This window comes from Streptomyces griseomycini, from assembly GCF_014203535.1.
Taxonomy (GTDB): domain Bacteria; phylum Actinomycetota; class Actinomycetes; order Streptomycetales; family Streptomycetaceae; genus Streptomyces; species Streptomyces griseomycini.
Genome location: NZ_JACHJI010000016.1, coordinates 19,538 through 38,862, shown reverse-complemented (window position 1 = coordinate 38,862; position 19,325 = coordinate 19,538). Strand labels below are relative to the sequence as shown.

Sequence of the window (19,325 nt, the reverse complement as noted above, 5' to 3'; positions counted from 1 at the left end):
CGGACGGGCGAGGGAGGGGAACGAGGGCCCAAACGCGCTTCACGGCCGAATGCGGGCGGAGGCGGTCGCCCCGTGGGCGGTGCCGCGGTAGGAGACCGCGGGGTTGCCGAGGCCGTCGAGGCCGATCTCGGCGTCGACCTCGAAGACGTCCGCCAGCCGGGCCGGGGTCAGTACGGCCGAGGGCGGTCCCGCGGCTACCAGGTGTCCCCGGTGCATGAGCAGCAGCCGGTCGCAGTAGCGGGCGGCCAGGGACAGGTCGTGCAGGGCGACGAGCACCGTCTGGTCGGTGGAGGCCAACAGCTCCATCAGCTGCAGCTGGTGCTTGATGTCCAGATGGTTGGTCGGCTCGTCGAGCAGGATGCACCAGGGCCGCTGGGCCAGCGCGCGGGCGATGTGGGTGCGCTGGCGTTCCCCGCCGGACAGCGACTTCCAGTGCCTGCCGGCGAGTTCGGTGAGCCCGGTCCGGGCGAGGGCGGCGGCGACGACGGCCCGGTCGGTGGCGCCGGGGCCACGCCACCGGTCCCGGAAGGGGGTGCGGCCGAGGCCGACGACGTCGGCCACGCGCAGGTCGCTGTCGGTGTCGGTGGCCTGTTCGACGAAGGCGACGTGCCGGGCGATCCGGCGTGCGTCCCAGTCCCGGATCGGCTCGCCGTCGTACAGCACGGTTCCGGTCGTCGGAACCCGGAGCCCGGCCAGGCAGCGCAGCAGGGAGGACTTGCCGGAGCCGTTGGGGCCGATCAGCCCGACCGTCTCCCCGGGGGCGATCTCCAGGGTCACGTCGTCGACGATCGTCCGGCCGGGCACCGACCAGCTCAGCTTTTCGGCGGCGATCCTCACAGCTCACCTCGCTTGCGCATGACCAGGAGGAACAGCGGCACGCCGAGCAGGGCGGTGAACACACCGACCGGGACCTCCTGGGGAGCGAAGGCCACCCGGGCCAGCGCATCCGTCCACACCAGGAAGACCGCGCCCACGAGTGCGGAGAACGGCAGCAGGGAGCGGTGCAGGGGCCCGACGAGGAAGCGCACCCCGTGCGGCACGATCAGCCCCACGAAGCCGATAGCGCCGACCGAGGCGACCGCCACCGCGGTCATCACCGCCGTCACCAGCAGCAGCACGCGCCGTACCGCCCGGACGTCGATTCCCAGCGACGAGGCGGTGTCGGTGCCGAAGGCGAAGGCGTCCAGGGCGGTCGAGTGCAGCCGGAAGACCACGAGCCCCACCACGCCGACCACCGCGCAGATGACCACCGGGTCCCAACGGGTCGAGGTCATCGAACCCAGCAGCCAGTGGGTGATGGCACGGATGGAGTCGGCGTCCCCGGACGCCGTCAGGACCAGGGAGGTCAGCGCCATGAAGAGCTCCGCCACGATCACGCCCGTCAGCACGATGCGTGCCGAATCGAGGCCGGTGCGCCGCAGCAGGAGCAGCAGCAGGCCGAACGACAGCAGGGCGCCCGCGAACGCCCCGCCGGTCACCCCGACCGCGCCCCCACCCACGCCGAGCACGACCACGGCCACAGCCCCGGTCGACGCCCCCGACGAGATGCCCAGCAGATAGGGATCGGCCAGGGCGTTGCGGGTGACGGCCTGCAGCACGGCCCCGCACGTGGCGAGTGAGGCGCCGACCAGCGCCGCCATGAGCACCCGCGGAACGCGCAGGTCCCAGATGAGGGAGTCGATCAGGCGGGGCAGCGGTTCGACGTCGAGGCCGAGACGGGGGCCCACCACCCGTGCCAGGTCGGTGTAGCCGACGTCGGCGACACCGATCCGTACCGACACCATCAGTGACCCGGCCAGCACCACTGTGCCGATCAGGAGCAGCACGGCCTGCGACAGGCCGGAGGGGCCGGAGACCGGTGGCGCGGGTGGCGTCTCGGCGGAGGCCGCGCGCCCGTGTTCACGGGCCGCCGGATGCAGCAGGTCCACCGTGTCCGGCACGCCGGACGGCGCGTCCGCGCTAGCGGACATACCCGAGTTCCTTCATGCCCTCGATCAGCAGCTTCAGGGTGTGCGTGGTGCGCACCGAGGGGTCCATCTCGATGCCGGGCACCTCGACGATCCGGTTCTTCCGCACCGCGGTCAGCTTGGACACCAGCGTGTCCCCACGCATCATCCTCAGCTTCTCCTCGGCGCTGTCACCGGGCGCTCCGCGCTCGGAGAGGTCGCCGACCACGATGAAGTCGGGGTCGCGGTCGGCGACCTGCTCCCAGGAGACCTCCGGCCATTCCTCGGCGATGTCGTCGAAGGCGTTCCTCGCGCCCACGAGGCGACTCATCTCGCTGGGCAGTCCGCCCTTTCCGGCCACGTACGGCAGCCCGTCGTAGACCGAGTACAGCCATACGACGGTCGGCTCGCCCTCGACCTCCTCCGCGGTCGCAGCCGCCTCGTCCACCACGGCCCGCTGCTCGGCGACCAGCTTCGCCGCCCGGTCCTCGACGCCGAAGATCCTGCCGTAGTTCTCGTAGTCGTCGAAGAGGAGGTCGAACGGGGTTTTGCCCGGGGCGTTCTGCTTCGGGCACTCCACCGCGCTCACGTAGGAGGGCAGGCCCAGTCCGGCGAGTTCCTCGCGGGTGCCGACCCGGTCCTTGGCGTAGAGGTCGTCGAAGGAGGCGACGACGAAGTCGGGGGTGGCGGCACGCAGTTGCTCGCCGGTGAGGATCTTGGGGTTGAGCACCGGTACCTCGGCGTAGGCGTCCTGGTACTCCTCGGCGATCTTCGTCTTCAGGTTCGCGGTTCCGGCCATGCGGTCCTCGAGCCCGAGCTCCAGCAGCGTCTCCGTGGCGGACTGATCCAGGGCGACAGCGCGCTCCGGCGGTTCGTCGAAGGACAGTTTCCGGCCGCAGCTCGTCACGGTCGCCGTCCGCGCGGCCGCCTTGTCCGCCGAGCCGTCGTCGGAAGACGCCCCCGACGAGGAGCAGCCGACGGCCGTGAGAGCGAACGCGGCCAGAGCGACGCCGAGTCGTAAGGGGTGACGCATGGAATTCTCCGGGCTGGAAGGAGTCGTGATGTCGGTCATGCGGGGAGCTCGGTCAGACCGGCGACTACTCTAGCGACAACGATTTTCATTACGCTAGCCCTCGGAAGGCGACGCGCGGTGGTGGGCTCGGATACTCCGCCATGTGCTGTCAGCCGCCAACGGCTCCGAGCCCGCGCGTTGTTGCCGACCGGCCCGGCAGGCCGGCGGGCCGCCCCGGAAGCCGGTCCGGTCACGGGCGCGCACGATCCGACCAGGCCCACGAACGACAGGAGCGCCACGACGTGCCGATCTCACCCATACCAACCACAGCGTCCGAGGACCTTCCCGGAAAGCAACGGCCCGTCCTGCTCGACGCCGCCTTCCTGCGGCTGTGGACGGGTGCCACGGCGTCGGGCCTGGCCACCTGGGCCCTGCCGTTCGTGCTGGGCTTCGCGGTGCTCGACCGCACGCTCACCGCAACCGACCTCGGCCTGCTGCTCGCGGCCCGCACCGCGGGGTTCCTCGCCGCCGTGCCCGTCGCCGGAGTACTGGCCGATCGGCACTCCCGCCGGGGCGTCGTGCTGTGGGCGGGACTGGCCGCGGGAGCCGCGGCACCACTGATCGCCGCCGGACTCGGCCGCTCGGTCCTGTTGGCGGCGTCGGCCGCCGCCCTGGCCGGCGCGGGACAGGGCGCCTGCCGGCCCGCCTTCCAGGCCCTGACCGCCGAGGTCGTCGACGCCGGCCGCAGGCAGCAGGCCAACGCCGCCATGACCCTCGCGGTCCGGGTGACCACCCTCACGGGCCCTTCGCTGACCGCCCTGCTCGCCGTGTTCCTCGACACCCGGGCCCTGCTGCTGGGCATCGGGCTGCTGTGGCTCGTCGCCGCCCTCGTACCCGGACCCGGTGCACATGCCGGCACCAGGACCGAGGACGCTCCTTGCGCCGAAGGCCCCGGACGGGTCTCGTTCCTGGCCGAGTTCGCCGACGGCGTCCGTGAAGCCCGCAGGCACCCGTGGTTCATCGCCGGGCTGGCAGCCCTGACGGCCGTCATAGCCACCGGCTACTCCGCGACCGGCGTCGCCCTGCCCCTGGTCAGCCGCGACGAGTACGGTACCGAGGTCGTGCTCGCGGGCGCGATGACCGCCTACACCGCCGGGGCGCTGGCCGCGGCCCTCCTGATCGCCCGCTGGCGCCCGCGGTCCCAGGGCTGGACCGCTCTGGCGGGCCTCGCCGCCTACGGCTTCGCTCCGCTGAGCCTGATGGTCCTCGTACACCCCGTGGTGGTGATGGCGGCCTACGCCGTCGCCGGCATCGGCATCGAACTGTTCAACGTGCCCTGGTTCACCGCAACCCAGCGCGAGGTCGCACCGGACAAGCTCGCCCGGGTCTCCTCCCTGGACTTCCTGCTCTCCTACGGCCTCGCCCCGGTCGGGCTCGTCCTCATCGCTCCGGCCGTCGATGCTTTCGGCACCCAGGCGGTCCTCGCGGTCTGTGCGCTGACCTGCTTCACCGCACCGGCCGTCGCCGCCCTCGTGCCCAGCGCCCGTCACTTCTCCCACAGGTCCGAAACGCCGTCCGGAGCCGAGCGAGAAGCCGGAGGGGCCGCCTGATGGGGCAGTCTCGGGTCATGCACTCACTCAGCAGCAGCACCCAGCCGCCTGCTCCCCCCGTGCTTCCGGGCGTCGTCCCCGGCCGGGTGTCCGGCGAACGTGAACAGGAGGCCCGTGCCCTCCTGTCACGGGACGGAGCCGTCGTCCTCACCGGCTACGAGAACACCGCCGACGCCCTCGTGGTCGCCGCGGCCCGCACCCTCGGCAGCCGCCTGCGCGAGCTGTACCCGCATCGCGTGCGCACCTCGCAGGACGCCGGTCCCGTCCACCTGCACGCCGACAGCTTCGACCTCGTCGTCGACGCCGGCGGCGTGCCCAGCAGGCGGCGCCACCCAGATGAGGACCACGTCCTGATCCAGTATGTCCGGCCCGCTCGCTCCGGGGGCGACTCCTTCGCGGTCGACGCGTACGGTTTCGTCGACGGCCTCGCGTCGACCGACCCCGCCCTCCTGGACTTCCTCACCGGCACCGACGTCGACCTGTACGGCGAGTGGGCGGGACTGCGCGGACTCCCCTCCACCCCGCGCGTCGCCCGGCACGTCGAGTACACCCGCACCGGCCGCCGCATCGTCCGTCGCACCGACGGGGCCGTCCCCCTGCACCGTGATCCGGACACCGACCGGGTGCGCGCCATGCTGGCCCGCTTCGACGAGACCGTGCACGCCCTCGAACCGGCCCTCCCGCGCTTCCGGCTCGTCGAGGGCGACATCCTCGTCCTCGACAACTACCGGTGCTGGCACGGCCGCGACGCGCACACCGGTGAGCGCACCGTCCGCATCCTCACCCTGCGCACGGCCGACGCCCGCTGAACCGATCCCCCGGCCCACGTCACGGGATCGTGCAGAACGCGCTCCGCATGGTCCCGACTCCTGTCACCGGTACGACTCCAGGAGATCGGCGAGCGGGCCTCTGTTGCCGAGTTCGGGACGACCGCGGTCGATAGCGCTGTCACGTTGCCGGGTGGGCCGGTGTCTGTCGGCGGGCCGGGGGCGGGGCCGGGATCCGGACTCAGGCCGCGGCGGGCCGACCGACGACGCCGGTGACCTGATCCCGGATGGTGAGGCGGGCAGTCATCTCGGCGCGGTATTCGGTGGCGGTCATCAGGTGGTGGCGGGTCCTGAAGTGGGGTGAGATGCCACTGAGAGCGGCCAGGAACTGCTGGGCTCCGCCGACGCTACGGAAGCCTTCACGGCGCGTTCGCGCCGCCGGGTGGGCTGATGACGGTTCTCCGCCCGGCTGTTCAGGCCCTTGTGGGAACGGTGCTCGACGGAGAGCACGACCTCGCGGTGGGCCGCGCCGTAAGAGCGCAGTTTGTCGGTGACGACCACCCGCGGCACCGCACCGGTCCTCTTCAGCAGCCTGCGGAAGAAGCGCCCGGCGGCGGCCTTGTCCCGCCGGCTCTGCAGGAGGATGTCGAGCACGGTGCCGCCCCGGTCGACGGCCCGCCACAGGTACTTCAGCTCGCCGTCGACCTCCACGAAGACCTCGTCCAGGGGCCGTTTGTCTCCGGGCGGGGTCGTCGGCGGCGCAGGCCGTCGGCGTAGACCTGCCCGGACTTGTACATCAGCGCCGGACGGTCTCGTGGGAGACGAGCACGCCGTGCTCGAGCATCATCTCCTCCACCTCGCGGAGCGACAGCGGGAAGCGGAAGTACAGCCGCACGCAGTGGGAGGTGATCTCCACCGGGTGCCGGTGCCCCTTGGACGACGGTGACGCGCTGTCCGCGGACGACCCCTCCCGGGATGACCCACCAGAGGATCATCCCAGGCCGGTCGACCAACGTGACAACGCCCATCCGCCTGACCGCCCCGACATCCCCCGCCGACGGACGGGTGATATGTGTCGACGAGTCCGGGCCGCTGAATCTGATGCCCGCAAGGGCAAGGCGTGGGGCCGGTGAGGCGTCCGCGCAGACTGCGGGCCACCTACAACCGGTACGGCGGCGTGCGGCACATGCTCGCCGCCCTCGACCTGGCCACCGGCAAGCTGTACTACCGCATCCGCCCGCGCAAACGGTGGCGGGAGCTCCTCGGCCTGCTCAAGGCCCTGCGCGCCCGCTGGCCCGGTCAGAAGCTGCATGTGGTGCTGGACAATTTCTCCCCGCACCAGCACGCGGCCGGGGCGGCGAAAAGGGGGATCCGTAAAAGGAGCCACCCGGCGGCATTGCCGTCGAGCCGGCCGACCACGGCCTCGGACGCTCCCGGGGCGGGCTGACGACCAGGATTCACCTTGCCGTCGAGCAGGGACAGAAGCCTCTGGCGGTGCTGATCACGGCTGGGCGGCGAGGCGACTCACCGCAGTTCGGGTCGGTCCTGTACACGATCCGGGTGCCGCGGATCGGTTCTGGCCGGCCCCGTGGACGACCGGACCGTGTGCGGGCCGACACAGCGCACGATTCCCGCCGCAACCGGGTCTACCTGCGAAGACGCGGTATCAAGGCGACCATTCCGGTCCCGGTGGACCGAGTTCGCAACCGCCAGAAGCTCGGTTCCCAAGGCGGTCGGCCGCCGAAGTCCGGCAAGACCGACTACCGCGAGCGCCACGCGGTCGAGTGCGGGATCAACCGCCTCGAGCGTCACCGGGCCGTGGCCACGAGGTACGACAAGCTCACCGTCCGTTACGAGGCGGCCGTGCTGGTGGCAGTCCTCAGCGAAGGGCTGTGAGCAGTGGCTCTCGCCGTCGACCTCAGTCTGTCGATGTCGGCATGGCGCAGGCGTCGGCGATGGCCCGGGTGTCCCAGTAGAACGGACGGACCTCGGTGATCTGCCCGTCCCTGACCGTGATCGCTTGCAGAATCGGGAAGCTGAGTTCACGGCCGGTCGCGCGAGCGCGAGCACGGACCTGTGTGAGCACGACCGCGGTCTCACCAGTGGCAAGGAACTCTTGCTCGACCATGTCGAACGACTCCCACACCTCTCCCATCGTGAGGAAGAACTGCGCCATGCCCTTGTGCCCACGCCAAGTGCCCCCATAGGGCAGAGAATCTGCTTGATGCAGCTCGACGTCCGGCGCAAAGAAGGGAGCGAGCAGGTCGAACGAAGCCTCGCCAGGGCCTCCCGCCGCCAGGTACTCCGCCTCAGCCGCGTACATGCCGGTGAGCACGGTTACTGACTCCGCAGTGGATGACATCGTCATGCCGCAAGCATGGACACCACAGCAGGACCTTGCTGGCGGCAATCAGACATCGTTGTGCTGCGCGGTCGACACTTCCGCAACATGCCCGGCGCAATGCCCGCGCGGAACCGAAGACGAACTTCGCACCCGAGTCACCGGTCCGATCATGGGCCGAATACCCGACCAGGGCCGCCTGAGCGTCTTCACGCCCCGGGTTCCTCCACGATCATCAACGTGCCACGGCTGCCAGGGCGGACAGCGTGTCGCGCGCCTGCCGGCACCCGGTACATCTCACCTGCCCCTAGGGCGACTTCGGCGCCCTCCACCAGCAGCTCCAGCCGCCCGTCAAGCACCAGCAGTACCTCATCAGCCCCGTGAGCCTCTTCCCGGACCGGTCTGCTGTCCATACGCAGGACTTTCACACAAGCCGTCCCCACCTGTCCCAAGGAGCAGGAGCTCCAGGCAGCCGGCAGCGCGGCCGCTGTCTCCACGACGTTGATCGAACTCATCACATGCCTCCCAGCGGGCTGCTCGCACCATGGTCCGAGCAGCTTGCCCGTCACATTCAGCGAATGCCGGGAAGCTATCCGAGCAGGGACGATCGTTGGTCGACCGTTCGGCAGAACCTCCCGCCGACCACACCTCGATTACCTGGCCAAGGCCGCGAGGCAAGCCGCTGAAGGGTGTGGCAGAGGGGCGTGAACAGGCGGGTCGGAGTGGTGTTCGGGTGTGTGTGGTCATGCGGCGAGGGCGAGGTCGTGCATGCGGGCGACGGCCTGGACGGCGTGGTGGAGGCCGTCGGCGCGCTGCCGGCAGTGACGGAGGATCTTGTAGTTCTTCATGCGGGAGAAGGTGTGCTCGACGCGGGCGCGGACCTTGCGATGCTGTGCGGTGTCCTCTTCCTCGCCCTTCGGCAGGGGCCGTCCGGGGCGTTCGCGGTGCGGGACGATCAGACCGGTGGTGGTGCGGGCGCCGTCGCCGAGGGCCGTCGCGCCTTCGCAGTGGGCGGCCAGGCCGGAGTTCCGCCAGGCCTCGGCGTCCGCGGTGGTGCCGGGCACCGGCCGGGCCGCGGCCGTCACCAGCCGGGTCTCGGCGTCCACGACGACCCGCACGTTCGCCGAGAACCGGTAGTCGCGCGAGGGCGTGCCGATCTTGCGGTCGCGGACCGGGACGAGGGTGCCGTCCACGATCCACAGCCGGTCGGCGGCATCGGCGGGGCCCGGGCCGGCTCGAGCGCGAGCAGCGGACCGAGCTGCCGCACGGCGAGACACCTCACTAGCCGCTCGCGGCGCCGGCGCATCCCAAGGGCCCCGGTCTGTGCGGGAGCTCAGGTGGCTCGGGCGTCGCGAGAGAGCACACCGGGCTGAGCTCGCACCACAATCACCAACGAGTGATCAAGGCGTCGGATGCTGACGCGTGGCGAGGGAGCCGGACGTCACCCCTCTGCTTCGAGACGTCGAGGTCGGAAAGGCCAGAGGCGTCCGTCCAGCGTCCACGCACCCGTGAGTGATCGTCGTGGTGGCGGACTCGGAGGTACCGGACGCCGCTCGATCTCACAAGAGCCATCAGACTGGCAGGTTCGTGCAGGGCATCCGTCCGGCGCCCACGCAACCGCCACCACGACAAGCAACGGGACTGCTCGCCGCTCCACGTGGAGGTCTCAGTGGACCGGGCTGGCCAGAGGCATCGCGGTCCCGTAGTCGAACATCCCGACACCAGCAGCACCCGCCCGGCCAGCGCAAGCCGCCGCGGACGGCCCCGCCCACACCCCTCGCCACCGCGTTCCCGCACCGCCCTCGACAGCCGGCCGAACTGATCCACCCGCAGGCCGGTGAACGTCTCCCCCCGCACCCGCTCGGCCCTCAACGCCCGAGCCATGCAACGGAGATGCCCGGTTCACGGCCTTCTGCAACACGCTTAGCCGAGCCACGCACCTACACCGTCCCAGGCCATCTCCAGTTGGCGGGCGTGCGACGGGCCGAGCTCGGCGTACACGACCGCGTGCGCCTGGCGCATGCTGTGCAGCCCGCCCATCCGCTTCAGCTCGGTGCCTATCGCCCGGGTTCGTGCATCTGCTGCGCCTGCGGTCAGGAACCCGCGGAGGACGGCAATGGCGAACAGCTCATCCAGGAGCTGGCTGGTCAAAGCCTCATTCCCAGTGGCGGCTCCGGCATGAGGGCGAGGCAGTAGACCGTGGTTGTGCCACATGGCTGCTCGGCCACCGTGGGCGTCGGGGGAGTCGTAGCCGAGGATCGCCTGCTGGCCGCCGCAGAAGTGGAGACGGCCCGCGGTGCGCCATATCCGGTAGCCGGTGAACACGCCTGCGTAGAGCGTGGAGATCTGGGCGCAGAAGCCGTCCGGGATCACCCCGACCGCAAAGTGCCTGAACCCTTGGCGGCGCAAGTCGCGCTCGAGATTGACACGGAGGATGTCGGTCGCCTCTACCACCGTTCCGCTCCACAGCCCCCTGCTGGACCATGCCTTTGCGACACTGCGGAACTCGGCCCTAAGCCTCGGCTCGTCGATCACGGGCGTGGCCGGCACTGCCTGCTCGACGAGCGTGTGAAGCGCCACCGGTACGCTGTCGGTCTGCGTCTCCTCGAAGGTCGCCTGCGCAGGTTGCGGCGGTGCCATCCCCAGGCGCGTTGCGGCCTCGTTGCGCATCGGGTTGTCCGGATTGCTGATGTGCGCGTAGACCTCAATGAGTACGGCTTCCTCGCTCATGCCCGTGACGGCCATGGCCCGGCGCATGGACACCCGCTCGCTCTTGCAGTCGACGCCCCGGCTGGAGTGACACATGCCCTTCACACCCTGCGGCATGTGGAGGACGTAGCCGCCGGCCGCGAGCGAGCCGCACACCGGGCAATACCGGAACCAGGTGTCGACGGGATCGGGATCGCCTTGAGCGGGGGACGGTTGCGCGGGCGGATCCCGGTGCTCCGGTAACTCTGGCTTGCGTCGTCTCCTGAAGCGCACCGGTCCTCCGCTCCGCCGCCGTCAGCATTCGGGCACATCACCGTAGCGCCGCAGGCTGGAGATACGACAGACCCCTCCAGCGCGCGGCGACGGTTCGCAAGACCGTCTGCCGCCGCCGCACCGGAAGAGGACAGCGGCCGACGGTGATACTCAGAGTGGCCAACCGAGGCGCTCAGCCACAGCACACCGCGGTGCGGTGACTTCCCAGCCGGCCGAGGTCCTGTGCCTGCGGGGTGAGGCTCTCGCCGTGACAGGCATGAGGTCAGATGAGGAGGGCGAAGCGGTAGGTACCGTGCTGGCCTGCTGCTGCGATCGTGCAGCCGTCACGATCCCGAGCGCACGAGTACAGCGGTCCTTCGGCTCGTGTCATGGCGACAGCGTCTTGTCCGCCGCCCACGTCCAGTACCCGATCGGCTGGTTCACCGGCTCCCCGTCCTCGTGCGCGTACTCCGTCGCACCGCCTTCCGCCTCGACCGGATTCACCTCGTGTGGTGTCCCCGGCGCCAGGCCCCTCGGACGCCATACGTCACCGGGTTCACCTCCGTCACGAGCAACCGTAGAACCTCAACTGCGGTTCGGATCACGGGGCAGCCGGTCTGGCTCCCTCGATGGTCGCGAGCCGTCCGCCCGAGCGGGGCATTGCCGTCCGGTACGACAAGACCCCGGACAGCTACCTCGCCGGCCCCTCCGCCTACGCGCCGCGATGGTCTGGCTGAAGGACCTCATCCGAACCACCCGTTGACCACGACTCAGTACGCGCCCTAGCGGCCTTCGCCGCAGTAGGCGAGGGCGCTCGAGTAGGTGCCCTCGGCGGCTCCGACCGGCAGGCCTTCACGGCCGCAGGCGGCGCGGTTGCGAAGCTCGGGCTGAGCGAGGTCCACGCCGACAAGACCGCCTTGGCCGCCCTGCGCGCCCTCATGCTCCGGATCCACGAAGCCGCCGCCCCCTTCATGCGACACGCCGACGAGCGTGTCGAAGCCACGGCGAACCAACTTCCGGCCGCCGTGCGGATATCCGGGAGACCACCCGGCTCGAGGCGGCGCTATCGGCCTTCGGGCAAGCCGTCGTGGCAGCAGCCGAGCCCCGCCCTTCCCGGCGGGCACGCCTACGCAGCCGAACGAGCCGCCGATCGGTCAGGCGTAGGACTCCCGAGACCTGATGCCGAGAAGGTCATCCACGAGCACGCCAACACCTGGCCCGGAGAGGACCTCCGCGTTGGCCGCTCCGGGAACCTCACGATCGAACGGGTGCTGCACGCCCGGTTCGGCAACCGGCGGCGACGCCAAACGCCTCGGTGACCTGTTCGGACTGAGCGTCGCTGCCCGCCACACCGCCACCCTCCAGCACCCGAGCCTGCGCGAGTAGACGCCCTGAGGCCCGGGGAACCGCGACCATGCCGTCCGCGCTCCAGAGCCGGCGGCCGGGCCCTGTACGACCCGTGCCCCGGCCCGGACGGGCGGCGACTCGTCATCTCCGGCGGAAGGCCGCGGCGCTGCGGGTGGGGGAACTCGAAGCCGAGCTGGAGCGGGTGCGGGCGGCTCTGACGTTCGAACCAGACCGAGCGCACGACCGGGTAGAGAACGGCAGGTCAGGGCCGGTAAGGGCGGTCCGGGCAGGTCGGCGACGCGGCTGGCCGATGTGGTTTTCGGTGCCGGTGTGGGGTCGGTGACGGTGGTACCGGCCCGGCCCATCGGGAACCCTGCCTGTCGTTCGGTGCCCGAGGGCGCAGCGCGGCCGCCGAAGGGCACGGCGGCCTTTCCGGATGCCCGGGCTTTCGGCTGAGGAGCCCGTGGATGTGGCTTGCCCGGCCGTCGTGGTGGGGGAGTCGTGCCGGGTGGACGACGCGGTGGACGTGTTCAGCCGACGGGCCATCCGGCCACCCGGCTTCTGGGCGGGCTCGGTTCCGAGGGCTGGACCTGTCCGTTGTGGATGGTGCCCCGCCAGGCGCCGCATTCCTGCCCGAGTCCTTCGATGAATTCTTTGAAGCGGCCGAGTTCCGCCCGGACCGCACGGGGCGACGCACCGGCTCGCGTCAGGAGACGTCCCTTGGTCCCGTGCGACTCGAAACGCATGCGCAGGACGATCTCGGTACGGTCCGGGGCCAGCTCCCGGAACGACACCTCGCCCCGGTGGCCGATCCGCCGGTCGAGGCCACGCCATGCGACCAGGGCGTCGGGACGCTGTTCCACGATCTCTGCCATGAACTCGTGGCGGACGGGACCGGCTCCGACCACCCAGCGCGTGAGGTTGGGCCGGAGCTGTTCGACCTGCTTCACCGCGGACATGAAGCGGGGGAAGGTCTTGAGCTGCGTCCACTGGTTGTAGGCGGTGCGCACGGGAACCGCGACCTCGATGGACTCTTCAACGCACTTCACGGCTGTTGCAGGCATGGCCCCGCCTGTCGTCGGGCATTGCTGTCGTCGGCACTGCTGTCCTCAGTGTCACCGCCCGTCCACCGGTCCGCCACCACACGGCCCGTGCGGCCCTCACGGCGTCCACCGGTTCCGCCGGTCGACAGCACGCTGCTCGGCATGTTTCGCCCCGGGCACCGTCACTCCCCGGCGGGGGAGCGAGCTGGGCCGGCAGTGGGCGCGCGTACTGCCGGGTACACGGTGGGTACCGGTGAAGCGGCCGAGGCCAGGACGCACCCCACCGAGCGCCTGGGCCGCCAGCGGGGGCCGACGGCCTGGCCGGACGGCGTGCCCCGGGGCCCGGCTTTCGGCACGGCCGACATGAACGAGTGGCCGGCTCGCACGCGGAACGGACCCGGGGGCCGGGGGAGCGGGGCGGGGCGGCCGCCGACGGAAGATCGTGTGGCGGCCTCCGGGCGGAGGCGCGAGACTGGGAAAACCCGAGCGTCCGCCGGTGAGAGGGAGTCCGATGTCGAAGAGGCCCGACGACGGTTCCAGGGAGCCGCTCACCGTGTCGCCGTCCAAGAAGTGGGCGGCGGGAGTGCCGGCGGTGGTGCACGCGCTGGAGTACTCCCTCGAGCAGACCTCCCCCCTGCGGACGGGGGAGACACTGCTGACGATGAACCAGGTGGACGGCATCGACTGTCCCGGCTGTGCCTGGGCCGACCCGTCTCCGGGCCACCGGCACCGCAACGAGTACTGCGAGAACGGCGCCAAGCACATCAACGACGAGGCGACCACACGGCGCATCACCCGCGATTTCTTCCTCGAGCACCCGGTCTCCGCCCTCGCCCGGCGGTCCGACATGTGGCTGAACCAGCAGGGACGGCTCACGGAACCGATGGTCAAGCGGCCCGGTTCCGACACCTACGAGCCGATCAGCTGGCACGACGCCTTCGGGCTGCTCTCCTCGGAGCTGACCTCCCTCGACTCACCCGACGAGGCGGTCTTCTACACCTCGGGCAGGGCCAGCAACGAGGCCGCCTTCGTGCTGCAGCTCTTCGCCAGGGCGTTCGGCACCAACAACCTGCCCGACTGCAGCAACATGTGTCACGAGTCCAGTGGCTTTGCCCTGCACGAGACCCTGGGCACCGGCAAGGGCACGGTCAGTCTGGAGGACATCCACCACGCCGACCTGATCTTCCTGGTGGGCCAGAACCCCGGGTCGAATCACCCACGGCAGCTCTCCGCGCTGGAACAGGCCAAACGGAACGGCGCCCGTATCATCGCGGTGAATCCGCTGCCCGAGGCCGGACTGCTGCGGTTCAGGAACCCGCAGAAGGCGCACGGGGTGATCGGGAACGGAACCCGGATCGCCGACCGGTTCCTGCACATCCGCGGCGGCGGGGACCTGGCACTGTTCCAGGGCCTGAACCGGCTGCTGCTGGAGGCCGAGGACGCCCGGCCCGGCCACGTGCTGGACCACGACTTCATCCGTACGCACACCGACGGGTTCGAGGACTTCTCGCGGCACGCCCGCACCATCGGGTGGGACGACATCCTCACGGCGACCGGTCTGACCCGCGAAGAGATCGAACGGGTCCGGGACGAGGTGCTGCGCAGCGAGCGCGTCATCGTCTGCTGGGCCATGGGACTGACACAGCACAAGCACGCCGTTCCCACCATCCGGGAGATCGTGAACTTCCTGATGCTGCGCGGCAACCTCGGCAGGGCGGGTGCCGGAGCCTGCCCCGTGCGCGGGCACAGCAACGTACAGGGCGACCGGACGATGGGCATCTGGGAGCAGATGCCGGACTCCTTCCTGGACGCACTGCGGCAGGAGTTCGGCTTCGACCCGCCGCGCGCCCACGGGCTGGACTCGGTGAACGCGATCAAGGCGATGCGCGAGGGCCGGATCAAGTTCTTCCTCTCCCTCGCCGGCAACTTCGTCCGGGCCGCGCCCGACAGCGCGGTCACCGAGGAGGCCCTGCGCTCGTGCCGCCTGACCGCCCACATCTCCACCAAGCTCAACCGGTCGCACACCGTGTGCGGCCGTACCGCGCTGATCCTGCCGGCCCTGGGCCGCACCGAACGGGACTTCCAGGCCGGCGGCGAGCAGTTCGTCACCGTGGAGAACTCGATGAGCGAGGTGCACACCTCGCGCGGACGGCTGAAGCCGGCCTCCCCCCTGCTGCTCAGCGAGGTCGCCATCCTGTGCCGGCTCGCCCGCCGCACGCTCGACGGCACGGGGAACATCCCGTGGGACGCGTTCGAGGCCGACTACGGGGAGATCCGGGACCGTGTCTCGCGCATCGTCCCGGGACTGCACGACTTCAACCGGCGCGTGGTGCGTCCCGGCGGCATCAGGCTGCCCAACACGGTCAACGAGGGCGTGTTCCAGACACCGGTCGGCAAGGCACGGTTCACCTGCAACGCCTGGGACATGCCGCGGGTTCCCGAGGGGCACCTGCTGCTGCAGACCCTGCGCTCGCACGACCAGTGGAACACCGTCCCCTACACGAGCGACGACCGCTACCGCGGCATCCACGGCAGCCGCCGGGTCGTCCTCGTCAACCGGGCGGACCTGACCGAACTGGGCTTCGTCGAAAGCGACCACGTCGACCTGGTCAGCGTGTGGACGGACGGCACCGAGCGGCGCGCCGAGGACTTCCAAGTCGTCGCCTACCCGGCCAAGCGCGGTTCCGCCGCCGCGTACTATCCCGAGACCAACGTCCTGGTGCCGCTCGACAGCGTGGCGGAAACCAGTAACCAGCCCACGTACAAGAGCATCGTCGTCCGTCTGGAGCCGACCCGTCTCCGGCCCGCCCCGGCGTCGCAGTGACGATGTCCGGCAGGGCCTGAGCGTGCCGTTCGGCCCCTGTCTTCCCTTCTGCGGGGCCCGGCCCGGTGAACGCCCGCGGGCGGGCAGGCGCGCCACAGCGGTCTTCGGGCGGGGTGCACGCGGTCCGCAGGACGGTGTGACGCGGGCGGGAACCGGGAACCCGGGCGGCATGACCGCACACGAGCAGGAGGCATCCCGGGCCGACCAGCGGGTCGTCGACCGGCTGGTGCCCGTCTGGCTGCAGGAGATGGAGCGACACGACGCCGATGAGGCACGGCGGGTGCGCGCGTACTGGCACAGCGGCACGCTGCCGGAGGAGAGCGCGCGTGACCTGACGACCTGGGTGACCGCCCGCGTCACGGACACCGGCTTCAACGAGGACGAGGGCCCGGACGTCACCGGCCCGGCGCGCATCACCCCGGCGGACAAGGAGAGCGTGCACAGGTGGCTCGCCGCGCGGGGGCACCGCCTGTGATCGCTTCCGCGGCCCCGGGACGCACCGGGGCCGGGCGCCGGCCGTGCTGCCGCCGCGGACGCCACCGTGCCGGCTCTCCAGTGGGGCGCCGGGGCGGCCGACGCACGGTCCGAGCCCACGGGAGCCTGCGCCGGCGGAGCCGGGTCGCCTCGCTCAGTACTCCTGACAAAGCTTCTGCACATGCCGGCAGGTGATCAGGCAGGCGGCGAGGCTGAGAAAGGACTCATGGACGTCGTCCCGTCGCTCCCCGCGGACGCGCGGGCGACGAAAGCCGCGGAGCCGGGGGACGGCCCGTTCGACGACTCAGCGGAAGACGCCCAGGCCGGAGCCGTGCGGGCCGGCCTCGCTCGGCGATGACCGGACGAATGCCCCGCTTCCACCACAGTCGCCGGTACTTGCCGTGATCGTAGCCGCGGTCCGTGCCCGCGACTCGTGCTCCCCACGACCCGACCACCGAGCAGACAGGCCGGCGGCCACATGATCAACAACTTTTGGCAGGGCCGGTCAGGCACCCGACTACCGGCCCGACCACGGCAGGTCGGCGCACTACAACACCTCTTTGGGGACTGTGTGCCGAGTTCCTGGCGCACGTCCAGGCAGCGCAGCCGGACACTGCGCTGCCCCGGATCCCCGTGCCGTACGGTCCGACGTCGCGGTCGCCCGCCGTCCGCAGCGGATCTCACCGGACCCGGCGGTGCCGCCGGTACGGCCGAAAGAGCCGAACCCGTACCGGGAATCAGGCCGCGACGAGCTCCTGCTCGCGCTCCGGCGTCCTGACCTTGGGCTTCCTGTTCGGCAGCGAGAGCCGGAAGACCTTGCGCCACGCGGAGAACACCTGCTTGGGCAGCGGCCCGGTGACGTACTCCAGCTCGTACTTCTCGAACAGCGCGCGCACCTTCACCGCGACCTCGGCGTACCGGTTGCTCGGCAGGTCCGGGAACAGGTGATGCTCGATCTGGTGGGACAGGTTGCCGGTCATGAAGTGCATGGCCCTGCTGCCGCTGATGTTCGCCGAGCCCATCATCTGGCGCAGGTACCACTGGCCGCGCGTCTCGCCCTCGATCGACCGGCGCTCGAAGACCTGCACGCCCTCGGGGAAGTGCCCGCACATGATCACCGAGTGGGACCAGAGGTTGCGGACCAGGTTCGCGGTGAACGTGGCGGCGAGCGTGGTGAGGAACGACGGGCCCGACAACAGCGGGTGGATCACGTAGTCCTTGAGCACCTGCTTGCGGATCTTGCGGCCCACGGCCCTGGCCCGCGCGCGGAACTCCGGGTCCTTGCGGCGGCGCTTGTGCAGGTTCTTGCCGAGCTCCAGGTCGTACGCCGCGATGCCGTACTCGAAGAAGCAGGCGTTGATGAAGTTCCACAACGGCTGGCCGAGGTGGAACGGGTGCCACTTCTGGTCCTCGTCGACGCGCATGATGCCGTAACCGAGGTCGTTGTCCTTGCCGACCACGTTGGTGTACGTGTGGTGCAGCTCGTTGTGCGAGTGCTTCCACTGATCAGACGGCGAGACGTGGTCCCACTCCCAGGTGGTGGAGTGGATCTTCGGGTCCCGCATCCAGTCCCACTGGCCGTGCAGGACGTTGTGGCCGATCTCCATGTTGTCCATGATCTTCGCCACGGACAGACCCGCGGTGCCGAGCAGCCACGCGGGCGGGAAGAACGAGAACAGCAGCACGCCCCTGCTGACCAGCTCGAGCTTGCGCTGCGCCGAGATGACCTTGCGGATGTAGGCGGCGTCTTTCTCGCCGCGGTCCGCGATCACCTCGTCGCGGATCGCGTCCAGCTCGCGGCCGAGCTCCTCGATCTGCTCCGCGGTCAGGTGGGCGGTGGGGTCGATGGCGGTCAAGGTGCTCCTACCGTTCGATGTCGCAGGGGCCCGCCGCGGCGGACACACAGGTCTGGATGAGGACGCCCGGCTCGGCCTCGGTGATCTCGCCGGTGCGCAGGTCGCGGACGGCGCCCGCCTTGAGCGGAGTGACGCAGCCGAAGCAGATGCCCATGCGGCACCCGGAAGGCATGAGCACGCCAGCCTCCTCGCCGATGTCCAGCAACGGCGTGGCGCCGTCCGCGTCGACGGTCCTGCCGGTGACGCTGAACGTGACCTCGCCGCCGTCGCCGGCGACGACGACGCCGGGGCGGAAGCGTTCGGTGTGCAGGCGCTCCCGGACGCCGTGCCCGCTCCAGTGCTCCTCGGCGGCGTCGAGCAGGCCCGCGGGCCCGCAGGCCCAGGTCTCGCGCTCGGCCCAGTCGGGCACGAGTTCGTCGAGACGGGCGATGTCGAGCATGCCGTCCGTGGCGGTGTGCACCTCGGAGAGCCGCAGCTTCTTGTCCGCGACCAGGTCGTGCAGTTCGTCGCGGAAGATCACGTCTTGCGGCCGTGGCGCACAGTGGACCATGACGACGTCGTCGAACTCGGTGTCGCGCAGCATGCCCATCACGGGCGTGATGCCGCTGCCGGCCGTCAGGTAGAGCACCTTGGCGGGCTTGGCCTGCGGCAGCACGAAGTCACCGGTCGCCTGGTCGAGCTGGATCAGCGTGCCCGGTTTCGCCCGGCGGACCAGGTGGTTGCTGACCTTGCCGTCCGGGATCGCCTTCACGGTGATCGTGACGCGGCCGTCCTGGCGGTTCGTCGGCGAGGTGATGGAGTAAGCACGCCACAGGCGCACCCCGTCGACGTCGACCCCGATCCGCACGTACTGACCGGCTCTGTGGCCGCGCCAGCCCCGTCCCGGCCTGATCACGATGGTCGCGGCGTCCCCCGTCTCGGGGCGCACGGCCTCGATGCGCCCACGCAGGTCAGCGCCCGCACGCAGCGGGCTGACCAGATCCAGGTAGTCCGACGGCAGCAACGGCGTCGTGACCATCTCCAGCAGTTTCCACGCCCTGCTGCGCAGGGCTGCACTCGTCATGACTCCAGCTTGCTGCGCCTCAAGGCGTAAAGTCCTGACCGCAGGACGTGAATCTGGTCGGCTGAATTGTTCGCAGGGAAC

Annotated in this window: 16 protein-coding genes and 2 pseudogenes; 6 read left to right on the top strand and 12 right to left on the bottom strand. The window is 70.5% G+C overall.

Annotated features, from left to right (window positions below; genetic code table 11):
- Nucleotides 1–39 precede the first annotated feature (39 nt).
- The 3 genes from FHS37_RS32005 to FHS37_RS31995 are packed head-to-tail and all read right to left on the bottom strand — an operon-like array spanning nt 40 to nt 2,979.
- Nucleotides 40–837, bottom strand: coding sequence for an ABC transporter ATP-binding protein (locus FHS37_RS32005; RefSeq protein ID WP_184827676.1), 798 nt, complete (start codon nt 835–837; stop codon nt 40–42).
- The gene (locus FHS37_RS32000) at nt 834–1,970 is read right to left on the bottom strand and encodes a FecCD family ABC transporter permease (protein WP_184827674.1); all 1,137 of its coding nucleotides are present in this window, start codon (nt 1,968–1,970) and stop codon (nt 834–836) included. Before FHS37_RS32000 ends, FHS37_RS32005 begins: the two co-directional genes overlap by 4 nt.
- Nucleotides 1,960–2,979: an ABC transporter substrate-binding protein gene (locus FHS37_RS31995; protein WP_184827672.1), complete on the bottom strand. Its 1,020-nt coding sequence runs from the start codon at nt 2,977–2,979 to the stop codon at nt 1,960–1,962. The genes FHS37_RS32000 and FHS37_RS31995 overlap by 11 nt, the downstream gene beginning before the upstream one ends.
- Before the next feature lie 362 nt (nt 2,980–3,341).
- On the opposite strand from FHS37_RS31995, the gene FHS37_RS31990 reads away from it, so the two are divergent.
- Complete coding sequence (locus FHS37_RS31990) at nt 3,342–4,568, top strand: MFS transporter (protein WP_221500602.1); 1,227 nt, start codon at nt 3,342–3,344, stop codon at nt 4,566–4,568.
- 17 nt (nt 4,569–4,585) lie between these two features.
- Nucleotides 4,586–5,377, top strand: a complete 792-nt coding sequence (locus FHS37_RS31985) for a TauD/TfdA family dioxygenase (RefSeq protein WP_184827668.1) — start codon at nt 4,586–4,588, stop codon at nt 5,375–5,377.
- A gap of 199 nt (nt 5,378–5,576) precedes the next feature.
- Here the strand turns inward: FHS37_RS31985 and FHS37_RS31980 are convergent.
- Nucleotides 5,577–6,251 (bottom strand): annotated as a pseudogene (locus FHS37_RS31980) (IS6 family transposase).
- Nucleotides 6,252–6,464: 213 nt separating this feature from the next.
- On the opposite strand from FHS37_RS31980, the gene FHS37_RS40085 reads away from it, so the two are divergent.
- Entirely contained in the window at nt 6,465–6,782 is a 318-nt protein-coding gene (locus FHS37_RS40085) for a hypothetical protein (RefSeq protein ID WP_229890135.1), read from the top strand.
- Complete coding sequence (locus FHS37_RS31975) at nt 6,731–7,231, top strand: transposase (RefSeq protein WP_308439515.1); 501 nt, start codon at nt 6,731–6,733, stop codon at nt 7,229–7,231. Before FHS37_RS40085 ends, FHS37_RS31975 begins: the two co-directional genes overlap by 52 nt.
- A 22-nt stretch (nt 7,232–7,253) precedes the next feature.
- Here the strand turns inward: FHS37_RS31975 and FHS37_RS31970 are convergent, their stop codons facing one another.
- The 6 genes and pseudogenes from FHS37_RS31970 to FHS37_RS31945 form a co-directional block, all read right to left on the bottom strand.
- A complete protein-coding gene (locus tag FHS37_RS31970) occupies nt 7,254–7,703 on the bottom strand; it encodes a nuclear transport factor 2 family protein (protein ID WP_184827666.1) in 450 nt (149 codons plus the stop codon).
- A gap of 182 nt (nt 7,704–7,885) precedes the next feature.
- A complete protein-coding gene (locus FHS37_RS31965; RefSeq protein WP_184827664.1) occupies nt 7,886–8,191 on the bottom strand; it encodes a cupin domain-containing protein in 306 nt (101 codons plus the stop codon).
- 228 nt (nt 8,192–8,419) lie between these two features.
- A pseudogene (locus FHS37_RS31960) lies at nt 8,420–8,937 on the bottom strand (transposase family protein); the annotation flags it as partial.
- 662 nt (nt 8,938–9,599) lie between these two features.
- The gene (locus tag FHS37_RS31955; protein ID WP_229890289.1) at nt 9,600–10,658 is read right to left on the bottom strand and encodes a hypothetical protein; all 1,059 of its coding nucleotides are present in this window, start codon (nt 10,656–10,658) and stop codon (nt 9,600–9,602) included.
- Between the two features lie 761 nt (nt 10,659–11,419).
- Nucleotides 11,420–11,617, bottom strand: a complete 198-nt coding sequence (locus FHS37_RS31950) for a hypothetical protein (RefSeq protein ID WP_184827662.1) — start codon at nt 11,615–11,617, stop codon at nt 11,420–11,422.
- 897 nt (nt 11,618–12,514) lie between these two features.
- On the bottom strand, nt 12,515–13,048 hold the full coding sequence (locus FHS37_RS31945) for an SRPBCC family protein (protein ID WP_221500591.1): 534 nt from the start codon (nt 13,046–13,048) through the stop codon (nt 12,515–12,517).
- 490 nt (nt 13,049–13,538) lie between these two features.
- Here FHS37_RS31945 and FHS37_RS31940 point away from each other — a divergent pair, with 490 nt between their 5' ends.
- Both FHS37_RS31940 and FHS37_RS31935 read left to right on the top strand, forming a co-directional pair.
- Nucleotides 13,539–15,851, top strand: coding sequence for an FdhF/YdeP family oxidoreductase (locus FHS37_RS31940; protein ID WP_184827660.1), 2,313 nt, complete (start codon nt 13,539–13,541; stop codon nt 15,849–15,851).
- Between the two features lie 169 nt (nt 15,852–16,020).
- Nucleotides 16,021–16,326 (top strand): hypothetical protein, encoded by a 306-nt coding sequence (locus FHS37_RS31935; protein WP_184827658.1) that lies wholly within the window; start codon nt 16,021–16,023, stop codon nt 16,324–16,326.
- A 736-nt stretch (nt 16,327–17,062) separates the two neighbouring features.
- Here the strand turns inward: FHS37_RS31935 and FHS37_RS31930 are convergent.
- Together FHS37_RS31930 and FHS37_RS31925 are read right to left on the bottom strand one after the other, a co-directional pair.
- Nucleotides 17,063–18,181, bottom strand: coding sequence for a fatty acid desaturase family protein (locus FHS37_RS31930; protein WP_184827656.1), 1,119 nt, complete (start codon nt 18,179–18,181; stop codon nt 17,063–17,065).
- A 7-nt stretch (nt 18,182–18,188) separates the two neighbouring features.
- On the bottom strand, nt 18,189–19,244 hold the full coding sequence (locus tag FHS37_RS31925; RefSeq protein ID WP_184827654.1) for a ferredoxin reductase: 1,056 nt from the start codon (nt 19,242–19,244) through the stop codon (nt 18,189–18,191).
- Nucleotides 19,245–19,325 lie beyond the last annotated feature (81 nt).

Coding starts and splice junctions, on each gene's coding strand:
- FHS37_RS32000 (WP_184827674.1), bottom strand. CDS start 1,970: ATGTCCGCTAGCGCGGACGCGCCGTCCGGCGTGCCGGACACGGTGGAC.
- FHS37_RS31970 (WP_184827666.1), bottom strand. CDS start 7,703: ATGACGATGTCATCCACTGCGGAGTCAGTAACCGTGCTCACCGGCATG.
- FHS37_RS31945 (WP_221500591.1), bottom strand. CDS start 13,048: ATGCCTGCAACAGCCGTGAAGTGCGTTGAAGAGTCCATCGAGGTCGCG.
- FHS37_RS31965 (WP_184827664.1), bottom strand. CDS start 8,191: ATGAGTTCGATCAACGTCGTGGAGACAGCGGCCGCGCTGCCGGCTGCC.
- FHS37_RS31935 (WP_184827658.1), top strand. CDS start 16,021: ATGACCGCACACGAGCAGGAGGCATCCCGGGCCGACCAGCGGGTCGTC.
- FHS37_RS31985 (WP_184827668.1), top strand. CDS start 4,586: ATGCACTCACTCAGCAGCAGCACCCAGCCGCCTGCTCCCCCCGTGCTT.
- FHS37_RS31925 (WP_184827654.1), bottom strand. CDS start 19,244: ATGACGAGTGCAGCCCTGCGCAGCAGGGCGTGGAAACTGCTGGAGATG.
- FHS37_RS31995 (WP_184827672.1), bottom strand. CDS start 2,979: ATGCGTCACCCCTTACGACTCGGCGTCGCTCTGGCCGCGTTCGCTCTC.
- FHS37_RS31940 (WP_184827660.1), top strand. CDS start 13,539: ATGTCGAAGAGGCCCGACGACGGTTCCAGGGAGCCGCTCACCGTGTCG.